Source organism: Nakamurella flavida, assembly GCF_030811475.1.
Lineage (GTDB): Bacteria > Actinomycetota > Actinomycetes > Mycobacteriales > Nakamurellaceae > Nakamurella > Nakamurella flavida.
Genome location: NZ_JAUSQV010000001.1, coordinates 3,970,599 through 3,991,315, shown reverse-complemented (window position 1 = coordinate 3,991,315; position 20,717 = coordinate 3,970,599). Strand labels below are relative to the sequence as shown.

The window sequence follows — 20,717 nt, the reverse complement described above, 5'->3', positions numbered from 1 at the left end:
TCCCGGCCGGGGCATCGCCGGGGTTCCACGGGGTCGCACCCGTTCCCGCGCTCCGGGCGGGTGCGGACGGGGTGTTCACCGGCGTACGGAATACTCGCCGCGTGCCTCCTCGAACCCGCCGGGCCGCGTCGGCTCCCGCCTCGTCCGAAGCCACCGCCAGCGCCGGCCGACGCCGGTCGGCGCAGCCCGCCCGGAGCACCACGCGGCGGGCCCCGTCCGACGAGCCGGCCGCCACGGCCGCCCCCGATGCCGAACCGACCGCCGCGTCACGCACCTCCGCGACACCCACCCGGAAGAAGCGGACCCCGGCCGCGGGCCGTACCGGCACGGCGGATGCCTCCACCCCGGCGCCGCGCACCCGGGCCCGCAGCACGCCCGCCGCCGACCAGGCGCCCACCGCCCCTGCCCGGCGTACCCGGGCCCTCAGCGCGCCCGCCGCCGACGAGGCGCCCACCACCCCCACCCGCCGTGGCCGGGCTCGTACCACCACCACCGCCGCTGCGGCGCCCACCGCCCCGGCCCGGCGCCGTCGTCCCGCGTCCGTTCCCGCCCCCGTTCCGCAGACCCCGGTCGAGGCCGCCGGGGACACGACCCGGGAGACGACTGCGGACGTGACCGCCCCGGCCGAGCCGGGCGCCGAGAGCTCGCTGATCCCGCCGCGACCGGCGCCCCGCCGCCCCGGGCTGATCCCGACCGACATCGCGGACGCGTTGTCCGCGGTCATCGCCCGGGCGACGGGCGAGATCCGCAAGTACGAGAAGGGCTCCCGCAAGGGCGGGGACATCGAGGACGTGCACAAGATGCGGGTGGCCACGCGACGCATCCGCGCGTATCTCAAGGCCGCCCGCCCGGTGATGGACCACGCGGCCGCCGACGGCCTGCGCGCCGATCTGCGGGACGTGGCCGCCGCGCTCGGGGTGGTCCGCGATCTCGACGTGATGATCGACCGGTTGCACCAGGAGGCCGACGGTCTCGGCTCCCCGGACACCGAGGCGCTCGGCGTGCTCATCGACCACCTGGATGCCGAACGCACCCAGGCGCGGGCCGCCCTCGTCGAAGCCCTCGACGCCCCCGGGTATCCCGCCCTGCTGACCGAGCTCGACGGGGCGGCGGACGCTCCCCCGATCGCCGATCCCTGGGCCGATCTGCACGAACTGGCCGGCAAGGAATGGCGCAAGCTCGACAAGGCCCACCGGGCACTGCACCGCGCGCACGGCGACGACCCGCCGGACGACGACCTGCACGAGCTGCGCATCTGGGGCAAACGCGCCCGGTACAGCGCCGAGCTGCTCCGCGACGGCTCGGTCAAGGACTTCCTGGCCGCCCTGGCCGCGCTGCAGGAGGTGCTCGGCGACCACCAGGACGCCTCCGTGCTCGAGGAGCGGCTCCGTCGCCTCGTCACCGAGGCCGGCGACCCCCGGGCCGGGGTGGCGGCCGGGCGGATCGTCCAGCTGTGCGTGCAGGCCCGTCGCCGGGCCCGGGACGCCTACCCGGACGCGTGGGAAGCCGTCACCGACGCGGCCCGGCAGGCCTTCCCGGCCTGACGGACCGCGCCCGGCGACCTGCGGCCGGGCCACGTGCACCCGGGCGACCCATCCGGGCGACGGCCCGCGGACGCTCAGACGGTCGGCGGGGCCGAGAACTTCGCGGTGTCGAAGTACGTGGCGAACCGGGTGACCCGACCCTCCCCGTCGAGGTCGAGCAGGCTCACCCCGGTGTAGGAGATGTCCCCGCCACCGGCCAGGGTGCCGGTGCTGGTCCACTCCAGGACCCCCAGCCCGTCGGCGTCGCGCACCTGGGAGAACTCGGAGCGGATCTCGCCGAACTGGGCGAGGTACTGCTCCCAGTACTGCCGGGCGCCGTCGGTGCCGGTGAGCTCCTGGCCCGTCTCGGGGCGGAGCAGCACGGCGTCGGAGGTGAAGACGCTGCTGACGAAGGACGCGACGTCCCCGCTGCCCTCCAGGGTCTGCAGGGCGTCGGCGAAGGTCTGGGCCGGGGTGGTCATGGGGTTCTCCGAACTGTGGGGATGCGAGACGGTTCCGGGGTACCCCGTCGCCGGGGCGGTCACACCGGATGTCGATCATCGGCGGGGTCGATCGGACCGTGGGGTCCGGTACGCAACACGCGCACCGCGAGTCATACCTGCAGCGGGCGGGATGCGGATGCGGACGACAGCGACGGACCGTCCGGGTGGCGACAGCGACGCGGGATCAGCCGGGGCGCGATCAGCCGAGACGCTGGACGGCCGCGGCGACGCGGGCGTCGGAGGCGGTCAGTGCGACCCGGATGTGCCGGGCGCCGGCGGCGCCGTAGATGTCGCCCGGTGCGACCAGGATGCCCCGCTCGGCGAGCCACTCCACCGACTCCATGGCCGGTTCGTCGCGGGTGCACCACAGGTAGAGCCCGGCAGCCGACGTCCCGTCCTCGCCGATCCGGAAGCCGGCCGTGTCCAGGGCGTCCATCAGCAGCTCGCGACGGCCCTCGTACCGGCTCCGCTGGGACAGGACATGTCCGTCGTCGTCCAGGGCGGCGGCGGCCGCGGCCTGGATCGGGGCGGGGACCATGGCACCGAGATGGCGGCGCAGCGCGGTCAACCGACCGACGAGCTCGGGGTCACCGCTGACGAACCCGGCGCGGTAGCCGGCCATGTTCGACCGCTTGGACAGCGAGTGCACGGCGAGCAGACCCCGGTGGTCCTTGCCGCAGACCTCCGGATCCAGCACGGAGACCGGGGAGGCCTCCCAGCCCAGATCGATGTAGCACTCGTCGGACGCGACGACGGCGCCCCGCTGGCGGGCCCAGCCGACGATGCGGGCGAGCTGCTCGGCGGTCAGCACCCGGCCGGTCGGGTTGGACGGCGAGTTGACCCAGACCAGGGCGATCCGGTCGGCCCCGCTGGAGGCGACGCCGTCCTTGCGCAGCACCGTGCAGCCGGCCATCAGCGCGCCGACCTCGTACGTCGGGTAGGCCAGATCGGGGATGACGACGAGGTCGCCACGGCCCAGGCCGAGCTGGGTGGGCAGGGACGCCACCAGCTCCTTGGACCCGATGGTCGGCAGCACGTCCTCCGGGTCGAGACCCCGCACGCCGTGCGCACGGGACAGCCACCCGACGTAGGCCTCGCGCAGCGCCGCGGTGCCGTGCACGGTCGGATAGCCGGGGGCATCGGAGGCATTGCCCAGGGCGGTGCGGACCGGCAGCGGCACCCGGTTCACCGGTGTGCCGATGGACAGGTCGACCAGGCCGTCCGGATGCCGGCCGGCCAGTTCGCGGGCGGGCGCCAGCGCGTCCCACGGGAAATCGGGAAGCGCGGCGGGCCCGCGGGTGGGTCGGGTCATCGCCGGACCCGACCGGGCAGCACGGGGCGGACGCGCAGGACGGTCACCGAACGATCAGTGCTCGGCGGCCATCGGCGGCAGCGCCATGATGAGCGGGTGGTCCTTGGCGATCTTGCCCATCTTGGACGCGCCGCCGGGCGAACCGAGGTCGTCGAAGAAGTCGACGTTCGCGCGGTAGTACTCGGACCACTGCGCGGGCACGTCGTCCTCGTAGAAGATCGCCTCGACCGGGCAGACCGGCTCGCAGGCGCCGCAGTCGACGCACTCGTCGGGGTGGATGTAGAGCATCCGGTCGCCCTCGTAGATGCAGTCGACGGGACACTCCTCGACGCAGGCACGGTCCAGCACATCGACACACGGCTCGGCGATCACATAGGTCACGTCGGTTCTCCACAGCCTTCCCGGGCCGCCCGCGGGCAGGCGGCCGAACACCCGCACCAGTATCCCCCGACCGGCGGCGGGGTGTGACCATCCCCCGCCCCCATCGGCACGGTGAGGACGATCACGCCGGCGGGTCGGGACGGGCGGGGTCGGGGCGGGCGGGATCGGGGCGGGCGGGATCGGCACGGGCGGCGAGCCCGCTCCGCAGGTGATCCCCCCACAGCAGCCCGAGGGTGGCCGCGGCGGTGAGCGCACCCAGGCCGAGGAGCAGCATCACCCGCCACTGCCCCAGGAACACGGTGACCGGGTAGTTCAAGTACAGCTCGTTGCGGACGAGCACGAGGTACACCGACACCGCGAACCAGGCGACCACGATCAGCCCGGCGGCGGCGATCCGGCCGGTGAGCCGGTACGCCGCCCGCGGCGCCCACGCCAGCAGGGCGACGGGCAGCAGCGCACTGACGGGCAGCGGGACGGAGCCGATGTGCAGGGGCAGGAAGAACACGGCCACCACGGCGACCCAGGCCGCCAACAGGGCGAGACCGGCGACGACCAGCCAGTCCCCCGGTCCCGGGCGGTGCGCCGGGGCGGGAACGGCCCGATCGCCGGTGTCCACACCGTCGAGGTCCGCCGTCTGCGTCCGACCTCCCGCAGGACCGCCGGGCAGCGGACACCCGTCGGCAGCTGCTGCGTCGAGCTCGACCGGGGTCGGCGCCGCCGGGGAGCCGACCGGCTGGGCGCCGGCGGCCGTCGGCCCCGTCATCCCGCCCCGGCGAACAGCACGTCCGGCCCGCCGCTGACGATCCCGGGGAGGGCGTCCCCGGTCACCACGCGGAACCACTCCGCGCTCGGGTCGGGCTGGGCGATGCGGTTGGACAACGCGAACCCACCGGGCAACAGCTCGACCTGGGTGGCGTGCGCGGCCAGCGCCGCGCGGCGGGCGGGTGCCCCGGGTCCGAGCTCGACCGTCGCGCCGATCTCGGCGTCGTCGACCAGGAAGCCCAGGTCGCCGTCCCGCGGGGCCGCGTACCCGGCGGGCACGGTCATCCCCGCGACGAGCCGGGCCAGCTCCGCCCGCGGTTTGACCGCGGCGAGCACGCGGGGCACCCGACCGGCGGCCGCAGCCACGGCGACCTCGTGGGCGGCGATGTGGTCCGGGTGGCCGTAGCCGCCGTCCGCGTCGTAGGTGAGCAGGACGTCCGGACGGACCTCGTCGATCACCGCGACCAGGGCGGCGACGGCCCGGGCGTGGTCCGGTCCGCCGGTACGCGCGCGGACGAAGGCCCGGGGGTGGTCGGCGGACGGGGTTCCGGCCATGCCGGAATCACGGAAGGCGCCGACGCCGCCGAGCATCCGGTGGTCGGTGATCCCCAGTGCGCGGCAGGCGGCGGCCAACTCGGTGTAGCGGTAGCCGCCCAGCTGATCGGCCTCGTCGGCCGCCAGACCGGCCAACTCGGCGCCGATCACCTCACCCTGTTCGCCGAGCGTCGCCGTGACCAGGGTGACCGCGATCCCCTCGGCCGCGCATCGCGCCAGGGTCGCCCCCATGGTGAGGGTCTCGTCGTCCGGGTGGGCGTGGACGGCGAGGAGGCGGGGCACGAGGGATCACGCTACCGGGGCACTCCCCGGGTTCGGTGGGTTCCCCCGACCCCCGCCGCGATCAGCCGGACCCGCCCGCGAACCGGCCCGATTCCTCGGCGGCGAACGAGCCCGGTGCGTCCTCGGCGACGCCGAGGCCCTTGTCGGCCTCGGCCCTGCGCTTGGCGTCGGCCTCGTCGTCGCGTCGATCCGGACCGTCGTCGTCCGTTCCGACCCCGGCGGCCAGCAGCGCGTCGCGCTCGGCGCGGCGGCGGGCCTGCTCGTCGGGGTCGGGGACGGGCACGGCGGCCAGGAGGCGGCGGGTGTAGGCGCGCTGCGGATCGGTGAGGATCTGCTCCCGGGTGCCCAGCTCCACCAGGCGGCCGTGGTGCATGACCGCGATGCGCCGGGACAGGATCTCCACCACGGCGAGGTCGTGGCTGATGAACAGGCACGCGAAGCCGGCACTGGCCTGCAGGTCCTGGAACAGCTGCAGCACCTTGGCCTGCACGGAGACGTCCAGTGCGGACGTCGGCTCGTCGGCGATGAGCAGCTTCGGCTCCAGGGCGAGCGCCCGCGCGATGCCGATGCGCTGACGCTGGCCCCCGGAGAGCTCGTGCGGGTACCGGTTCCGCATGGCCCGCGGCAGCTGCACCTTGTCCAGCAGGGCCTCGACCCGCTTGCTGAGGTCCGCACCTTTGGCCACGTCGTTGAGCAGCAGCGGCTCGCCGATCGACTCCCCGACCGGGAAGCGGGGGTTCAGCGACGAGCCCGGATCCTGGAAGACGAAGCTGACGTCGCGGCGGAGCTGGCGGAGATCCTTGGGCTTGATGCCGACCAGGTCGTGGCCGACCACGCGGGACTGGCCCTGCACGAACGGCAACAGGCCGACCAGGGCGCGGCCGACCGTGGTCTTGCCCGACCCGGACTCGCCGACCAGGCCCACGACCTCGCCCTCGCCGATGCGCAGGCTCATCCCCTCCACGGCCCGGAAGGCCGCGCTGCGGCCGCGCTTGGGGTACTCGATGGCCACGTCGTCCAGCTCGACCACGGCCGGCACCCCGGGGGCCAGGCCGGCGCGGTGCACGGACGGGTCCAGCTCGACACCCGACGCCGTCTTCTGCAGGGACGGGGCCGGCCGCGGGGACGTCTCCGCCCCGCCGAGAGGGCTGCTCCCGGCCAGCAGTCCGCCGTGCCCCAGCGTCGCCCCGTCGGCCGCCGGTCCGTCCGCGAGGGGCCCGGACCCGGCGGCGCCGGCCCGGTCGGTCTCCCTCTCGGCGCCGATGACGGCACCCAGGTGGGGCACGGCGTCCAGGAGCTGGATCGTGTACGGGTGCTGCGGGCGGTGGAACACCTCGTCGGCGGTGCCCGACTCGACGATGCGACCGTCCTTCATCACCAGCAGGCGGTCGGCCAGGTCGGCGACCACGCCCATGTCGTGCGTGATGAGCACGATGGCCGCGTCGATGCGGTTCTTCAGATCGCGCATCAGCTTGAGGATCTCGGCCTGGACGGTCACGTCCAGCGCCGTGGTGGGCTCGTCGGCCACCAGGAGCTCGGGATCGCAGGCCAGGGCCTGGGCGATCATCGCGCGCTGCCGCTGCCCGCCGGACAGCTGGTGCGGGTAGGAGTCGACCCGGCGCTCCGGGTCCGGGATCTCGACCATCGACAGCAGCTCGATCGCCCGCTTGCGAGCCGCCGACGGGGCCATCGCGAAGTGGCTGCGGAGCATCTCGGCGATCTGGAACCCGATGGTGTACACGGGGTTCAGCGCGGTCATCGGCTCCTGGAAGATCACCGAGATCTCCCGGCCGCGGATCGACCGGAGCATGCGGGCGTCCGCGCCGACGAGCTGCCGCCCGCCCAGCTCGATCGACCCGGAGACGTGGCTGTTCTTGGGCAGCAGGCCGAGCAGGGACATGGCGGTGGTCGACTTGCCCGAGCCGGACTCGCCCACGATGGCCAGCACCTCACCGGCCCGCAGGTCGAACTCGGCGCCGACCACGGCGGGGTACCAGGTGCCGTCCACCCAGAAGTCGACGCCGAGGTTCTTGACGGAGACCACGGGGGCGCCACTGGCGGAGCTGGCAGCGGTGCTCATCGGGAGTTCCTTTCGCACGGGTGGTGCAGAGGGGCGCCGTGGACGGGTCCGCGGCGGGCGGGACGGTGCAGGCAGCGGGCCCGCTCCGGTCCGGGTGCGACGATGGCGGCATGGAGAGCCACGTGCAGCGACCGACCGGCGGCCGGGTGCTCGCCGTGTCCGTCTGGGTGATCTGTGCAGCCGGTGCGGTGGCCCTGGCCGTCTCGCAGGGTCCGGGGGTGCTCGTCGGCTCGGGCGCCTGGCTGCTGCTGCCCGCGGTCGCGGTGTGGGCGGTGTTCTACCGCCCGGGGGTCGCGGTCGACGACGGCGGGGTGGAACTGGTCAACGTGCTGCGCACGGTCCGGCTGCCCTGGCCGAGCATCCAACGGGTGGACACCCGTTGGTCGCTGACCCTGCACACGGCCTACGGGAAGTTCTCCGCCTGGGCGGCGCCGGCACCCGGCCGGTACGCGGCGCGCCGCGACCAGCGCCGACGGGGCGGCCGGGCCTCGGCCGACGAGGGCGGCATCCGGCTGGGCGATCTGCCGGACTCCGAGTCCGGTGCGGCCGCGGAATCGATCCGTCGCCGCTGGGAGGCCCTGCGTGACGCCGGGCATCTCGACGATCCCCGGTTGGAGTTCGACCGGGCGCCGACCCGTTGGCACCTGGGCACCATCCTCGCGCTGGTCGCCCTGCTGGTCTGGGCGCTGCTGAACCTGGCCGGCGTCATCCGCTGACCACGGTCCGGGCACCGACCGCGCCGAACTTCTCACGCCTTGTCCTGCGAGGTGCGGGCGGCGGAGGCGGCCAGGTCCTTCTGCTTGGGGATGCGCTTCTGGCGGGGATCGAAGGCGTCCCGCAGGCCGTCGCCGATGAACTGGATGCAGAGCACGATCACCACGATGAAGAACCCGGGCCACACGAACAGCCACGGTCGGGTGGTGAACGCGCCCTGGTACTGGCTGATCAGCGAGCCGAGCGAGATGTTGGGCGGCTGGATGCCGAAGCCCAGGAAGCCCAGGGCGGCCTCGGTGAGGATGCCCGCGCCCATCAGCAGCGTGGTGTTGACGACGACCACGCCGACGGTGTTGGGCAGGATGTGCTTGAAGATGATCCGCGTCGAGGACGCCCCGCCCACCCGGGCCGCGTCGACGAACTCCCGTTCCCGCAGGGCCAGGAACTCCGCCCGGACCAGCCGGGCCAGACCGGTCCAGGTGAACAGGCCCAGCACCAGCGCCACGCTGAACACCCCGCGGGCGTTGAAGGCGAAGCCGGCCACCGCCGCGATGAGGATCAGCGGCACGATGATGATCATGTCGGTGAAGCGCATCAGGATCGAATCGGCCCAGCCGCCGAAGTAGCCGGCGACGGCCCCGATGACGATGCCCAGCGTGGTGGCCAGCAGGCCCAGCACGATGATGACCACCATCGTGTTCTGGATGCCCTTCATGGTGGCGGCGAACATGTCGCGGCCGACCTCGTCCTGGCCGAACGGGTGGGTGCCGATCGTGAACCCGCCCTCGCCCCAGAGCGAGAGCGTCGGCTGGCCGCGGGGGTTCAGCGGGGCGGGGCGGTCGAACGGCGTCCAGGTGTACCAGCCGCGGATCGGCCCGATGCCGATGCTGGTCACGGCCAGCAGCAGGATCAGGATCAGCACGAACAACGAGACCATCGCGCCCTTGTGACGGAAGAAGCGGCGACGGACGATCTGCCCCTGCGAGAGACCGGCCACCTCCTTCTGCTCGAGGCTCTGCTCGTTGCCGGCCTCGGCGGAGCCCTCGGGGGCCACGGTCTCCCCGGACACGTGGCCGGGGTTCGTCGGAAGCGGTGTCGTCATGACTGTCCCACCCTGATTCGCGGGTCGAGTGTGGCGTAGGCGATGTCGGCCAGGATGTTGAAGACGACGGCGATGACCGCGACGACGACGAAGAACGCCATCACCGGGTTGGGGTCGCGGTTCGTCAGGCCGTTGTTGAACAGGGTGCCCATGGCGTCCCACTGGAAGATGCGTTCGGTGATGACGGCGCCGCCGAGCAGGCCGCCGATGTCGAAGGCGACGATGGTGGCCAGCGGGATCAGGGCGTTGCGGAACGCGTGCCGCATGACCACGGTGCGCTCGGTGAGGCCCTTGGCCCGGGCGGTGCGGATGTAGTCCTGGTTGAACACCTCGAGCAGGCTGGCCCGGGAGTACCGGGTGTAGCTGGCCAGCGAGATGAGCATCAGGGCCAGGGTCGGCAGCAGCAGGTGGGTGAAGACGTCGATGGTGCGGATCCAGAAGTCGCCCTCCAGACCGGTCTGCGCGTCACCGATGGTCTTGATCGGCCGGCCGCGGATGGCCGGGTTGTCGCTGTAGACCTGCCAGGCCCGCATGGTCCGGTCCAGGAAGACGACCAGCGAGACCCCGACGGCGGTGAGCGCGGCGGCCCGGGCGGACAGCCCCCGGTCGTCCCCGCCCCAGGCGTACCCGACGCCGATGCCGACGACGATGGCCAGCACCGCCAGGCCGAGCAGCTTCCAGACATTCATGCCCTCGTAGAAGAAGTACTGCAGCGGGAAGTACGCGGCCAGGCCGATCGCGACCACGGTCAGCGCGGAGTACAGCGCCTTGCGGTTGCGCAGGCCGGCGGTGAGCACGGTGACGCCGAAGGCGATGCCGACGCTGAGCACGGCGATGACGATGATGCCGAGCGAGGGATTGAGCAGCCACTGGGTGGCCGAGATGTAGGCGAGCACCCCACCGACGACGACGGCGGCCACCGCCCCGACCAGCAGGCGTCTGGGTGGACTGCCGCCGGCCAGGCTGTACCCGATCGCACCGACCACGACGGCGCCGCCGATGATCACCCACAGCGGCAGGGTGGGCCCGTCGGCGAGGAAGTCGTTGAACCGGATGGCCACGAATTCCTTGAGCAGGACCGCCACCCAGAAGACCGGCAGGGAGAAGAACAGGAAGGTGAAGAACGTGGCGGTGTAGTCGAAGCCGGAGTACTGGCGCAGGGCGGTGACGATGCCGATCGCGACACCGATGAGCACGGCGAGGATCTGCGCGGCGAGCACCAGCTTGATGGTGATGGCGATGCGGCCGGGCAGGTCGGCGGCCACCGGCTGCAGGGTGACCGTCGAGATGCCGAAGTCGCAGTTGCCGACGAAGCAGCCGCCGACCCCCTTGAGCCACAAGAAGTACCGGCTGACCGGGTCGAGGTCCAGCCGCAGGTTGCGGGTGATCGACTCGACCGCCTGCTGCCGCGCCACCGGGTCGTTGATGGCCAGGGTGCGCTCGAGCGGGTCACCGGCGTTCGCGGTGAGGATGTAGACCAGGAACGAGGCGGCCAGGATCACGAAGAACCCGGCGACCAGTCGCCTGAGGATGAAGGTGGCCATCGAGGAAAAACCCTTCGCCTGCGCCGGAGGGACGTGCCTGGGGCGAACCGTAGCCCTTGACTGACGGGACCGTTCACCGTCGCGGTCGGACCCGCCGGACGGGCCGGGACGCGACGAGGGCGCCGAACCCGGTGGTGAGGCCGCGCGTACACGCGGAGGGATTCGGCGCCCCGGTCGTCCCGCGGCGGGCCCGGTGGGCCCGCCGCGGGGTGGTGCAGATCGTGCGGCTCCTGGTGGAGCTGTCGGTACCCGACCGTCAGGTCAGGAGACCGGCTGCCAGTCCCAGAAGTTGAAGAACACTCCGGGGGCCAGCGGGGTGTCCGAGACGCCGGTGACCCGGTTCTCGTTCCACGCGGTCACGTTCGGGAACTGGAAGATGGTGACGCCGAAGGCGTCGTCCACCAGCTGCTTCTCGATCGTGGAGAGCAGTTCGGTCCGCTCGTCCTCGGACAGCACGCTGCCGGTCAGCTTGTTCTCGGCGTCGTCGACCACCGACGAGGAGTACAGGCCGTAGTTGTTCGACCCGTCCGTGACGTAGTTGGCCTTCTGCTCGGCCACACCGGTCGAGGTGGACTGCCACCCGAACAGCGAGGCGTCGTAGCCGTCGATGGCCGGCAGCTCCTGGCCCCAGCTCGCGCTGCGTCCGTCGACCAGGTTGAACCCGGCCTCCTGAGCGGAGGCCTTCATCAGGTCGTACTCGTTGGAGCGACGGGCGTTGTTCTCGGCGAACTTGAGCCGCACGTCGACCGTGCCGGTGACCCCGGCCTCGGCGAGCAGCGCCTTGGCGCCCTCGATGTCCACCGTGCCGTAGGCGGTGCCCATGCCGTTGGCCTCGGTGATGGCGTCGTAGGCCGGTGCACCCGGGACGGTGGTGTACGACTGGCGCAGCACCGCTTCCGGGTTGATCGGCTTGATGAGCCGGTCGAGGATGTCCTGCCGGGGGACGGTCTTGAGGAACGCCTGGCGGACCTTCTTGGCCTTCTCGGTGTCGCCGCCGTAGGTGGCCGGGTCGAACGGGCCGCCGTTGGCGAAGACCAGGTCGACGTGCTCGTAGGTGCCGCCGTCGCCCGTCTTCACCTGGATGCCACGGTCGGACAGCGCGCTGACCGCCTCGTAGATGTCCGCGGTGGACTGCGGGGAGATGACGTCAACCTCTTCGTTGGTCAGCGCCTGCACCGCGGCCGTGGCCTCACCGATGATCTGGTACTGGATCGTGTCGGCGATGGGCTTGGGGCCCCAGGTGTAGCCGTCCATCTTCTCGAAGGTCAGGCTGGCCCGCTGCTGGTACGCGGTCGTCTTGTACGGCCCGGTGGACAGGTACAGCGACGGGTCGCTCGGCAGCTGGTCGGTGTCGAAGCCGGTGTTCCAGAAGTCGGCGACCGGCTTCAGGGAGGCCTTGTCGTTGTTCTTGAACGCGGTGGTCACCGCGGCCGCCGCAGCGGTCGGGTCGGTGATGTTCAGGGCCTTGGCCCCCAGCACGTGCGCGGGGATCAGGGTGCCGGGGCCGCCGTTGTTGGCCGGGCCGGCGGTCTGGTAGTCGACGTAGTACTCCGACCACACGAAGGTGGCGGACCGGTTGTCGTCCTCGATCGTCGGGAAGTCCTTGATCAACGACAACGACGGGTCGAGCTTGTCGAAGGCGACCCCGGCGGTGGGCAGCAGGTTGCCGTCGTCGTCGGTCTGCGCCTCCTCGTCGTTGAACACGCCGGACTGGGCGGCCCAGGACAGGACCAGGTCGTCGGCGGTGACGGGGGTGCCGTCGGACCACTTGACGCCGTCGGCGATCGTGTACTTGACGGTCAGCGGATCCTCGCTGACCAGCGTGCAGGTGCCGAACTGATCGTTGTTGATCAGGTTCAGATCACCGTCGTAGTAGCTGAAGCCCAGGTTGGTCAGGTACTGCACGTTGAACGTAGCGACCGCGTTGCCGTGGGTGGTGTTGTTGTTCCAGGACAGCGGCGGGTCGTTCCAGGCCGCGCGCACCTCCCCACCGGTCTGCGACGGATCGGCGTACGGGCCGTGCGGGATGCCACAGGCGGAGCCGCCGACCTTGCCGACGTTCGCCGCCTCGGGGCTCTCGGTGATCGGCGTGCCGCTGCTGGCGGACTCCGTCCCGCTGGCCGACGCTGAGCCGCCGGCACTGCCGGACGGCGCGGAGCTGGCGCTCGTGGTGGCACCCTGCTGGCCGGGCGTGCCGCTGCACGCCGCCAGGACCAGGGCCGCACTGGCCACGAGAGCGGTGAGTCCCACCGCTCTGCTTGTCCTCATCAAAGATCCTCCTCCGTGCCGGTAGGTACCGGCACCTGCTGACCTCGTCGACCCGCCGGCCGTCCCTGTCGACGCCGGCGTTCCGGGCACCGGCTTCCCGGCACACCATGGGATCGGCGATGGGTTGTCCATCACCGACCGTGGAACTCTACGACCGGGTAACTTCCCGCACATCCGGAGCGGGACATCGTGACCGAAGGGTGATGCACACAGGTCCGAACGTGTCACCGGCCCGCACGATCATCCGATTGGTCGAACACCCCACTGAGATCCTCGTGTCTCCACGGTCTATCAGCGCGAGATTTCCGTCGTATTACCGCATCGACGAGTGATCCACCGCCCCGACCCCGCCACCCCGTCGTGGATCGGGTCGAGGCGGATCGACCCCCGCTGGGAGGATGGCGGGATGCCCCCGCTCCCCCGTCCGCGGTCCGCCAACCCGGTGGCCGGGCCCGACACCTTCACCTTCCGCCCCCGCACGGCCTGGATCTCCGCGGTGGTGTGGGGGCTGGTGGTGGCCGGTTGGCTGACCCTGGCCCTGACCGGCTCGGCCGAGCCGATCGGAGCAGCGTCGCGGCAGCTCCCGGCGATCGCTCTCGGCTGCGTGGTCGTCTATGCGGTGTGCGTCCGCCCGGTCGTCCGGGTCGGTGCCGAGGGGGTGTGGCTGCGCAACGTGGTGCGCGACGTCTGGCTGCCGTTCGCCGATCTCGCCCGGGTCGAGACGCAGTACGCGCTGACCCTGGTCACCGTGTCCGGTCGGCGTCATCAGGCGTGGGCGGCGCCGGCCCCGTCCCGGCACGGGGCGGCCCGGGTCACCGACGGGGACGTTCGCGAGATGGGCTGGACCCCGGACCAGGGGCCGGTGCCGGCCAGCGCCACCCTGCGCAGCGACGCCGGGGCCGCCGCGGTGACCGTGCGGCGCATGTGGGACGCCCACCGCGCGGCGGACGGCCGACCCGCCGCGGGAACCGAGGTGCGCTGGGCCCGCGGGGTGCTCGCCGCCCTGGCCGTCACGGCCCTTGCTGTGGGGCTTGCGTCGGTCCTTGCGGGGGCGCCGGCCTGACCACGCGGCCGATCCCCCGGCTCGCCGGATCCTGCTCGTCCGATCCCGCGGCGAGCAGCGCCCGCCGCTCGTCCCGCCGGGCCTCCTGCTGGGCCGGGTCCGGGACGGGCGCGGCGGCGATGAGCCGCTGGGTGTACGGATCGGTGGCCGCGGTGAGGATCTGTTCCCGGGAGCCGATCTCGGCGAGCTTCCCCCGGTGCAGCACGGCGATCTGATCGGCCAGGATCTCCACGACCGCGAGGTCGTGGCTGATGAACAGGCACGCGAAGCCGAACTCGCGCTGCAGGTCCTGCAGCAGGTCGAGCACCCGGGCCTGCACCGAGACGTCCAGAGCGCTGGTCGGCTCGTCGGCGATCAGCAGGGCCGGTTCCAGGGACAACGCCCGGGCGATGCCGACGCGTTGCCGCTGCCCGCCGGATAGCTCGTGCGGGTAGCGGTTGCGGTAGTGCTGCGGCAGCCGCACGGACTCCAGCAGCGCCTCGACCTTGCCGTCGAGGTCCTTGCCACGCAGCGGGGTGTGCAGCCGGAGCGGCTCGCCGATGGACTCCCCGATGGTCATCCGCGGGTTGAGCGAGGACGCCGGGTCCTGGAAGACGATCGCGACCCGCTTGCGCATCGGGCGCAGCTGCTTCTGGCTGAGCCCGCGGATGTTCGTGCCGGCGATGCGGATCTCCCCGGCGGTGGTGGGCAACAGGCTGGCCACCGCCCGGCCGATGGTCGTCTTGCCCGATCCGGACTCACCGACCAGGCCGAGGATCTCCCCCGGGCCGATGCTGAAGGAGACGTCGTCCACGGCCCGGAACGCCGGTACCCGGCGGCCGCGCCCGGGGTACTCGATGACCAGGTTGCGGATCTCCAGCGCCGGGACGGTGTCGGCTGCCGGCTCCCGACGCGGGGCCGGCACGGTCGCCGGCCGGTCCTCGACAGTGGCACCCAGATGCGGGACGGCGGCCAGCAGGTCCCGGGTGTACGGGTGCTGGGGCGAGGCGAACACCGACCGCACCGTGCCGGTCTCCACGATGGACCCGGACCGCATGACCACCACGCGGTCGGCCAGATCGGCGACGACGCCCATGTCGTGGGTGATCAGCAGGATGGCCGAGTTCAGGCGGCGGTGCAGGTCGCGAAGCAGGTCGAGGATCTCGGCCTGCACCGTGACGTCGAGCGCGGTGGTCGGTTCGTCGGCCAGCAGCAGCACGGGGTCGCAGGCCAGGGCCATGGCGATGACGACGCGCTGGCGCTGCCCGCCGGACAGCTGGTGGGGGTAGCGGTTGTAGCGCTCCTCCGGGTCGGGCAGGTCGACCAGGCGCATCAGCTCGAGCACCCGCACCCGGGCGGCCTCGGGGGTGAGGTCGAAGTGGCTGAGCAGTACCTCGCCGATCTGGAACCCGACGGTGAGCACCGGGTTCAGCGCGGACATCGGCTCCTGGAAGATCAGCCCGACGTCCTTGCCGCGCACCGCCCGCAGGGTGGACTCGCGGGCGCCGATCAGCTCGCGGCCGAGCAGCGTGGCGCTGCCGGTGACCCGGGCGTTGCCCGGCAGCAGGCCGAGCACGGACATCGCGGAGACGGACTTGCCGGACCCGGACTCGCCGACCACGGCCAGCACCTCGCCGGGGGCGATGGCGAAGTCGACGTGCTCGCTGGCCATCACCCACTCGTCATCGACCCGGAACGCCACACCCAGGTCGCGCAGTCGCAGGACCGGTTCGCCGTCGTGGGCCTCGGGACGCTGGATGCCGGCGAAAAGGTCACCGGTGTCGACGCTCGCGCCGGTGTTCGAGGGGCTCATCAGGTGCTCCTGTGTGTTGCTCGGAAGGCGTCGACCACCGGGGCGCTCATGCCTTGGCCCGGTTCTGCCGCGGATCGAACGCATCGCGCAGACCGTCGCCGATGAAGTTGATGGCCAGCGAGATCAGCACGATGAGCACGCCGGGCCACCAGAACAGGTACGGGCGCACGTCCATCGCCTGCCGGTACTGCTGCAGCAGCAGGCCGAGCGAGGTGTCCGGGCTCTTGACCCCGAGGTTGAGGAAGCTGAGTGCGCTCTCCAGCAGGATCGCCCCGGAGATCGACAGGGTGGCCGACACGGTGATGACGCCGATGGTGTTGGGCAGGATGTGCCGGAAGATGATGCGCCCGCTGGATGCGCCGACCGAGCGGGCCGCGTCGACGAACTCCTTCTCGCGCAGGGAGAGGAACTCCCCGCGCACGATGCGGGCCAGGCCGGTCCAGGTGAACAGGCCCAGCAGCAGCCCGAGGAACAGGATGCCGCCACCGCCGACGCTGTTGGCGACCACGGCCGCGATGGCCAACAGCGGGATGGTGATGATGACGTCGGTGATGCGCATCAGCACGCCCTCGGCCCAGCCGCGGAAGTAGCCGGCGACCGCGCCGATCACGGTGCCCAGGATGGTGCTGGTGATGCCGACGAGGAACGCGATGATCAGCGACTGCTGCAGCCCGCGCATGACCAGCGCGAAGTAGTCCCGGCCCTCGTTGCTCTGGCCGAACGGGTGCTCCCCCAGGCTCGGCGGCCACAGCGACAGGGTCGGCGCACCGCCGTCGGTCAGCTGGGTGGCGAAGTCGGTGTAGTCGTACTTCCACCAGCCCGGGATCGGCCCCCAGCCGATCGAGGTGAACGCGAGCAGGACGATCAGGGCGAGCACCACCAGTCCGGCCAGCGCGGCCCGGTGCCGCAGGAACCGGCTCAGCACCAGGCGGAACTCGGTCTTCGCGGCCACCGGGGTGACCGTGCCGGAGCCGCCGCCGGCCCGCCCGACATCGGTGTCGGTGGCCTCGAGCGTGAGGTACTCCAACTCGGTGGCCGGGACGTTGCGGGCGGGAACGTGTTCGTCCCCCATGTCGGGATGCTCGTGTCGGGCCATCATCACGCCAATCGGATTCTGGGATCGAGGTACGCGTAGGCGATGTCGGCGAGCATGTTGAACAGCACCGTCGCCGTGGCAGTGATCAGGAAGAAGGCCATCACCGGGTTGGGGTCGATGTTGGTCAGGGCCGTGGTGAACAGCCGCCCCATGCCGGCCCAGCCGAACACCGTCTCGGTGATCACGGCGCCGCCGAGGATGCCGGCGAAGTCGAACGCGACCAGGGTGGCCAGCGGGATGAGCGCGTTGCGGAACCCGTGCCGGACCACCACCGTCCGGTTGTTCAGACCCTTGGCCCGCGCGGTGCGGATGTAGTCCTGCCCCATCACGTCGAGCATGCTCGCCCGGGTGTACCGGGTGTACGTCGCGAAGGAGATGAGCATGATCGCGAAGGTCGGCAGGATGAGGTACGACAGATAGTCCAACTGCGTCGTCCAGAAGTCCGCGCTCAGGTTGGGCGTCTCGGACCCGGTCGTCTTGATCGGCCGGCCGCCGGTCGCGGCGAAGAGGGACGGGTAGGAGCCGAGCAGCTGGTCGACCGCCACCAGCAGGGCGACGGTGAACCCGGTCAGCCCGGCCACCCGCTGGGCCAGCCGCCGGGCGGGCCCGCCGAGCACGGCGCCGGCCAGGAAGCCCAGCGCGACGAGCAGCACGATCATGCCGAGCACCACCGGCCAGCCGCCGGTGTGCACCAGGTTGCCGGCCACGAGCACCAGCACGGTGCCGACCACGACGGTGGCGGCGCTGGAGAGCAGCACCGGTCGGCTGCGCCGGGTCAGCCCGGCGAACAGCGACGTCCAGCCGACGGCCGCGGCCAGCCCGAACACCACGATGCCGGTGACGCCGAAGTAGGGGGTGCGGAAGAAGTCGGTGGCCAGCAGTGCGTAGACGACCACGAAGGTGGCGATCGCGGCGACCCCGAAGACGACCAGCTTGCGCCGGGCGTCACCGCCGATGATCAGCATCCAGAACAGCCCGGCCACCACGGCCACCCCGATGATCGCGGCGACCGTCATGACGGGATCGCCCAGCCAGGTGTTCAGGTCGATGGCCACGTACTGCTTGAGCAGGGTGGAGACGAAGAAGATCGGGAGGGAGAAGCAGAGGAAGGCGATGAAGGTGACGCCGTAGTCGAAGACGCTGTACTGGCGCAGCGCGGTGACCACACCGGTGACGACGCCGAGGATCAGCGCGAGCAGGGTGGCGACGACCACGAGCCGGAGAGTGGAGCCGATCGCGTTCTGCAGCTGTGGGAGCACCGGCTGGCCGTTGCGGTCCAGCCCGAGGGTGCACTGCCCGCCGCCGGGCAGCACGCACCGGCCGACGTCGCCGAGCCAGAGGAAATAGCGCCCGATGACGGGGGTGTCGAGGTTCAACGCCTCGGTCCGCAGGGCGATCTTGGAGTCGCGCTGCGGGCCGCGCAGCTCGAGCAGGTCCTGCAGCGGGTTCCCGGAGAGCGCCACCAGCACGTAGGTGAGGAACGTCGAGGCCAGCAGGATGAAGAACGAGACGACGATGCGTCTCACCACGAACACGAGCACGGGACTCCTTCGGACACTCCGACAGCGATACGACGGTGGTACGACATCGCGGCCACACCGGCACCGCCCCCACCGATCGGATCGGCGGGGGCGGCGGCGGAGGGGGTGGGGTGCCCCGCCGGTCGGCGGGGGCACCCCGGGAGATCACCGACGGATCAGCCGGCGCTCTTCGTCCACGTCTCGGCGTTCCAGGTCAGCCCGGTCTGGGTCGGGTTGAACCCGGCACCGGTGATGCTCGACGAGGTGGCCGACAGACCCGGGGTCGCGTAGAGGGTGGCGTTGTAGGGGTTGGCCCACAGCTGCTCCTCCATCGGGGCCTTCTTCTCCTCAGCCGAGTCGCGGTCCACGGTGCGGACGACGTCGTTCCAGATGGAATCGACCTTCTCGTCGCTGTAACCGCCGTAGTTCTGATCACCGCCGGTCACGTAGATCGACTGGCCGGAGGCCACCAGGCCGGAGCCCGACCAGCCGAAGACGGCCGCGTCCCAGGTGCCGCGGGTGGTCAGCGTGGTGAAGACGTCCGGGTCGGGCTGGTCGATGATGTTGAACCCGGCCTGGTCGCAGGAGGACTTGATCAGGGCGATCTGCTGACCACGCAGGTCCGAGGCGGACGAGCGGATGAAGCGGATGTCGTAGGGCTGGGTGACACCGGCCTGGGTGAGCAGGTCCTTGGCCCCGGCCAGGTCGACGGTGTCGTACAGCTTGGCGCTGGGCACCTGGTCCAGGATCTCCTGGTAGTTGCCCTGGGCCGGCAGGAACTCGTGCAGGTTCAGGATCTGCGCACCGTCGAAGACGGGCTTGGCGAACTTGTCGACCAGCTCCTGGCGCGGGATGCACTTGAGGAAGGCCTGGCGGACGCGGAGGTCGGCGAACCGACCCTGGGGTGAGGAGTCGAAGTCGACGTGGGAGAAGGAGTAGCTCTCCCCGGTCTCGTACTTGACCTTGTCACCGAGCGCATCGAGCTGGGAGACGACGTCCTGGGTGGGGTTGGACGGGTCGTAGGCGTCGATCTCGCCGTTGGCCATGGCCTGCACCCATTCCTCGGCGCTGACCGTCTTGAACACCAGGGTCTTCGTCTTGGCCGGGGTGCCCCAGAACTGGTCGTTGGCGACCACGGTCAGGGTGCCGTTGGTGGCGTTGTCGTACTTGTACGGCCCGGTGGAGGGCAGCAGGGCCACGTCCGGGATGGAGGGCAGCTCGGGCTGGAAGTCCCAGCCGCTGTTCCAGAAGGTGGCCACCGGGGTGAGCGCCGCGGTGTCAGAGTTGTTGATCGCGTCGATGAGTGCCTGACCGTTGTTGTCGGCGGACAGGCCACCCTGCTCGGCCGCGATGTGCGCGGGCATGAGGACGCCGCCGCTCATCAGGGCTTCCCAGTCGGCGTAGGGCTCCTTGAACACGAACGTGAACGAGGTGTCGCCGGCCTTGCCCTCGGGCTTCTCGATCTGGGCGAAGCCGTTCGTGCTCGCCGGGGTGAACAGGTCGACGTCGTTGCCGGCGTCGTCCTTCGCGCCGGTCGGGAAGTTGCCGGACAGCGCCGCCCAGGCGAGCAGCACGTCGTCGAAGTCCAGTGGGGTGCCGTCGGAGAACTTGGCGCCCTCGGCGAACTGGTACTTCACCGTCAGCGGGTCGTCGGAGGTCTTCTCGTAGGTGCCGAAGGCGGTGTTCGGCTTGAGCGACCCGTCCGGCTGGACGTCGACGAATCCGTCGTTGACGACGTTGTCGACGTACCCGGTGTAGACGCTGTTGGCGCCGGCGGAGTTGGGGTTGAAGCCGCCCGGGGACTGCTCCAGACCGATGTTGATGGTGTCGGCCGTGGCGCCACCGGTGGCACCGCCCGAGCTCGACGAGTCGGCGGCCGTCGAGGACGCCGCACTGGTGGCCGAACCCGCGGAGGACGACGTGGTGGTGGTCGTGCTGCCCACCGATCCGCACGCGCTCAGCACGACCGCGGCGGCGGTGGCGGCCACGGCCACCCGACCGGCTCGGCGCATTCCTGACCTACTACTCATCCAGGGCCTCCTCGAAGCCTGACGGACGAGCGGATGCGGCCCTGTTGGCCGCGCCCGCGGGCGCCCACTCAGGCATCTCTCATGGTGTTCCGATGGCAGGCACCCTACGACGTTGATCACCGGGCTTCACGCCATCCGGTCAGGTCGTGAGGACACCGTGACCGTTAGCCGCAAAAAACACCCGTATGCC

Annotated in this window: 16 protein-coding genes; 3 read left to right on the top strand and 13 right to left on the bottom strand. The window is 71.5% G+C overall.

Annotated features, from left to right (window positions below; translation table 11 throughout):
- Positions 1 to 101: 101 nt before the first annotated feature.
- Positions 102 to 1,544 (top strand): CHAD domain-containing protein, encoded by a 1,443-nt coding sequence (locus J2S58_RS17670; protein ID WP_205257068.1) that lies wholly within the window; start codon positions 102 to 104, stop codon positions 1,542 to 1,544.
- Between the two features lie 74 nt (positions 1,545 to 1,618).
- Here J2S58_RS17670 and J2S58_RS17665 read toward each other — a convergent pair whose 3' ends face one another.
- The 6 genes from J2S58_RS17665 to J2S58_RS17640 all read right to left on the bottom strand — a co-directional run bounded on the left by J2S58_RS17665 (position 1,619) and on the right by J2S58_RS17640 (position 7,398).
- Entirely contained in the window at positions 1,619 to 2,005 is a 387-nt protein-coding gene (locus J2S58_RS17665; protein ID WP_205257067.1) for a nuclear transport factor 2 family protein, read from the bottom strand.
- 220 nt (positions 2,006 to 2,225) lie between these two features.
- Positions 2,226 to 3,338 carry a succinyldiaminopimelate transaminase gene (gene dapC / locus J2S58_RS17660; protein WP_205257066.1) on the bottom strand — a complete coding sequence of 371 codons (1,113 nt, stop codon included), beginning with the start codon at positions 3,336 to 3,338 and terminating at the stop codon, positions 2,226 to 2,228.
- A 54-nt stretch (positions 3,339 to 3,392) separates the two neighbouring features.
- Positions 3,393 to 3,719 (bottom strand): ferredoxin, encoded by a 327-nt coding sequence (gene fdxA / locus J2S58_RS17655; RefSeq protein WP_205257065.1) that lies wholly within the window; start codon positions 3,717 to 3,719, stop codon positions 3,393 to 3,395.
- Positions 3,720 to 3,840: 121 nt separating this feature from the next.
- Positions 3,841 to 4,482: a hypothetical protein gene (locus J2S58_RS17650; protein ID WP_205257064.1), complete on the bottom strand. Its 642-nt coding sequence runs from the start codon at positions 4,480 to 4,482 to the stop codon at positions 3,841 to 3,843.
- Positions 4,479 to 5,318 (bottom strand): N-acetyl-1-D-myo-inositol-2-amino-2-deoxy-alpha-D-glucopyranoside deacetylase, encoded by an 840-nt coding sequence (gene mshB, locus J2S58_RS17645; protein ID WP_205257063.1) that lies wholly within the window; start codon positions 5,316 to 5,318, stop codon positions 4,479 to 4,481. Before mshB ends, J2S58_RS17650 begins: the two co-directional genes overlap by 4 nt.
- Positions 5,319 to 5,379: 61 nt before the next feature.
- Complete coding sequence (locus tag J2S58_RS17640; protein ID WP_205257062.1) at positions 5,380 to 7,398, bottom strand: ABC transporter ATP-binding protein; 2,019 nt, start codon at positions 7,396 to 7,398, stop codon at positions 5,380 to 5,382.
- A gap of 110 nt (positions 7,399 to 7,508) precedes the next feature.
- Here J2S58_RS17640 and J2S58_RS17635 point away from each other — a divergent pair, with 110 nt between their 5' ends.
- Positions 7,509 to 8,114 (top strand): PH domain-containing protein, encoded by a 606-nt coding sequence (locus J2S58_RS17635; protein WP_205257061.1) that lies wholly within the window; start codon positions 7,509 to 7,511, stop codon positions 8,112 to 8,114.
- Between the two features lie 32 nt (positions 8,115 to 8,146).
- Here J2S58_RS17635 and J2S58_RS17630 read toward each other — a convergent pair whose 3' ends face one another.
- The 3 genes from J2S58_RS17630 to J2S58_RS17620 all read right to left on the bottom strand — a co-directional run bounded on the left by J2S58_RS17630 (position 8,147) and on the right by J2S58_RS17620 (position 13,026).
- Entirely contained in the window at positions 8,147 to 9,214 is a 1,068-nt protein-coding gene (locus J2S58_RS17630; RefSeq protein ID WP_205257060.1) for an ABC transporter permease, read from the bottom strand.
- A complete protein-coding gene (locus J2S58_RS17625) occupies positions 9,211 to 10,758 on the bottom strand; it encodes an ABC transporter permease (RefSeq protein ID WP_205257059.1) in 1,548 nt (515 codons plus the stop codon). Before J2S58_RS17625 ends, J2S58_RS17630 begins: the two co-directional genes overlap by 4 nt.
- A 261-nt stretch (positions 10,759 to 11,019) precedes the next feature.
- The gene (locus J2S58_RS17620; RefSeq protein WP_205257058.1) at positions 11,020 to 13,026 is read right to left on the bottom strand and encodes an ABC transporter substrate-binding protein; all 2,007 of its coding nucleotides are present in this window, start codon (positions 13,024 to 13,026) and stop codon (positions 11,020 to 11,022) included.
- Positions 13,027 to 13,432: 406 nt separating this feature from the next.
- Here J2S58_RS17620 and J2S58_RS17615 point away from each other — a divergent pair, with 406 nt between their 5' ends.
- A complete protein-coding gene (locus J2S58_RS17615) occupies positions 13,433 to 14,089 on the top strand; it encodes a PH domain-containing protein (protein ID WP_205257057.1) in 657 nt (218 codons plus the stop codon).
- Here J2S58_RS17615 and J2S58_RS17610 read toward each other — a convergent pair.
- From J2S58_RS17610 to J2S58_RS17595, 4 genes are all read right to left on the bottom strand, one after another.
- Positions 14,037 to 15,881: an ABC transporter ATP-binding protein gene (locus J2S58_RS17610; protein ID WP_205257056.1), complete on the bottom strand. Its 1,845-nt coding sequence runs from the start codon at positions 15,879 to 15,881 to the stop codon at positions 14,037 to 14,039. The two genes, J2S58_RS17615 and J2S58_RS17610, sit on opposite strands and share 53 nt — an antisense overlap.
- A 46-nt stretch (positions 15,882 to 15,927) precedes the next feature.
- On the bottom strand, positions 15,928 to 16,953 hold the full coding sequence (locus J2S58_RS17605) for an ABC transporter permease (RefSeq protein WP_205257055.1): 1,026 nt from the start codon (positions 16,951 to 16,953) through the stop codon (positions 15,928 to 15,930).
- A 26-nt stretch (positions 16,954 to 16,979) separates the two neighbouring features.
- Complete coding sequence (locus J2S58_RS17600) at positions 16,980 to 18,518, bottom strand: ABC transporter permease (protein ID WP_205257054.1); 1,539 nt, start codon at positions 18,516 to 18,518, stop codon at positions 16,980 to 16,982.
- A gap of 155 nt (positions 18,519 to 18,673) precedes the next feature.
- On the bottom strand, positions 18,674 to 20,527 hold the full coding sequence (locus tag J2S58_RS17595) for an ABC transporter family substrate-binding protein (RefSeq protein ID WP_205257053.1): 1,854 nt from the start codon (positions 20,525 to 20,527) through the stop codon (positions 18,674 to 18,676).
- Positions 20,528 to 20,717: the final 190 nt, after the last annotated feature.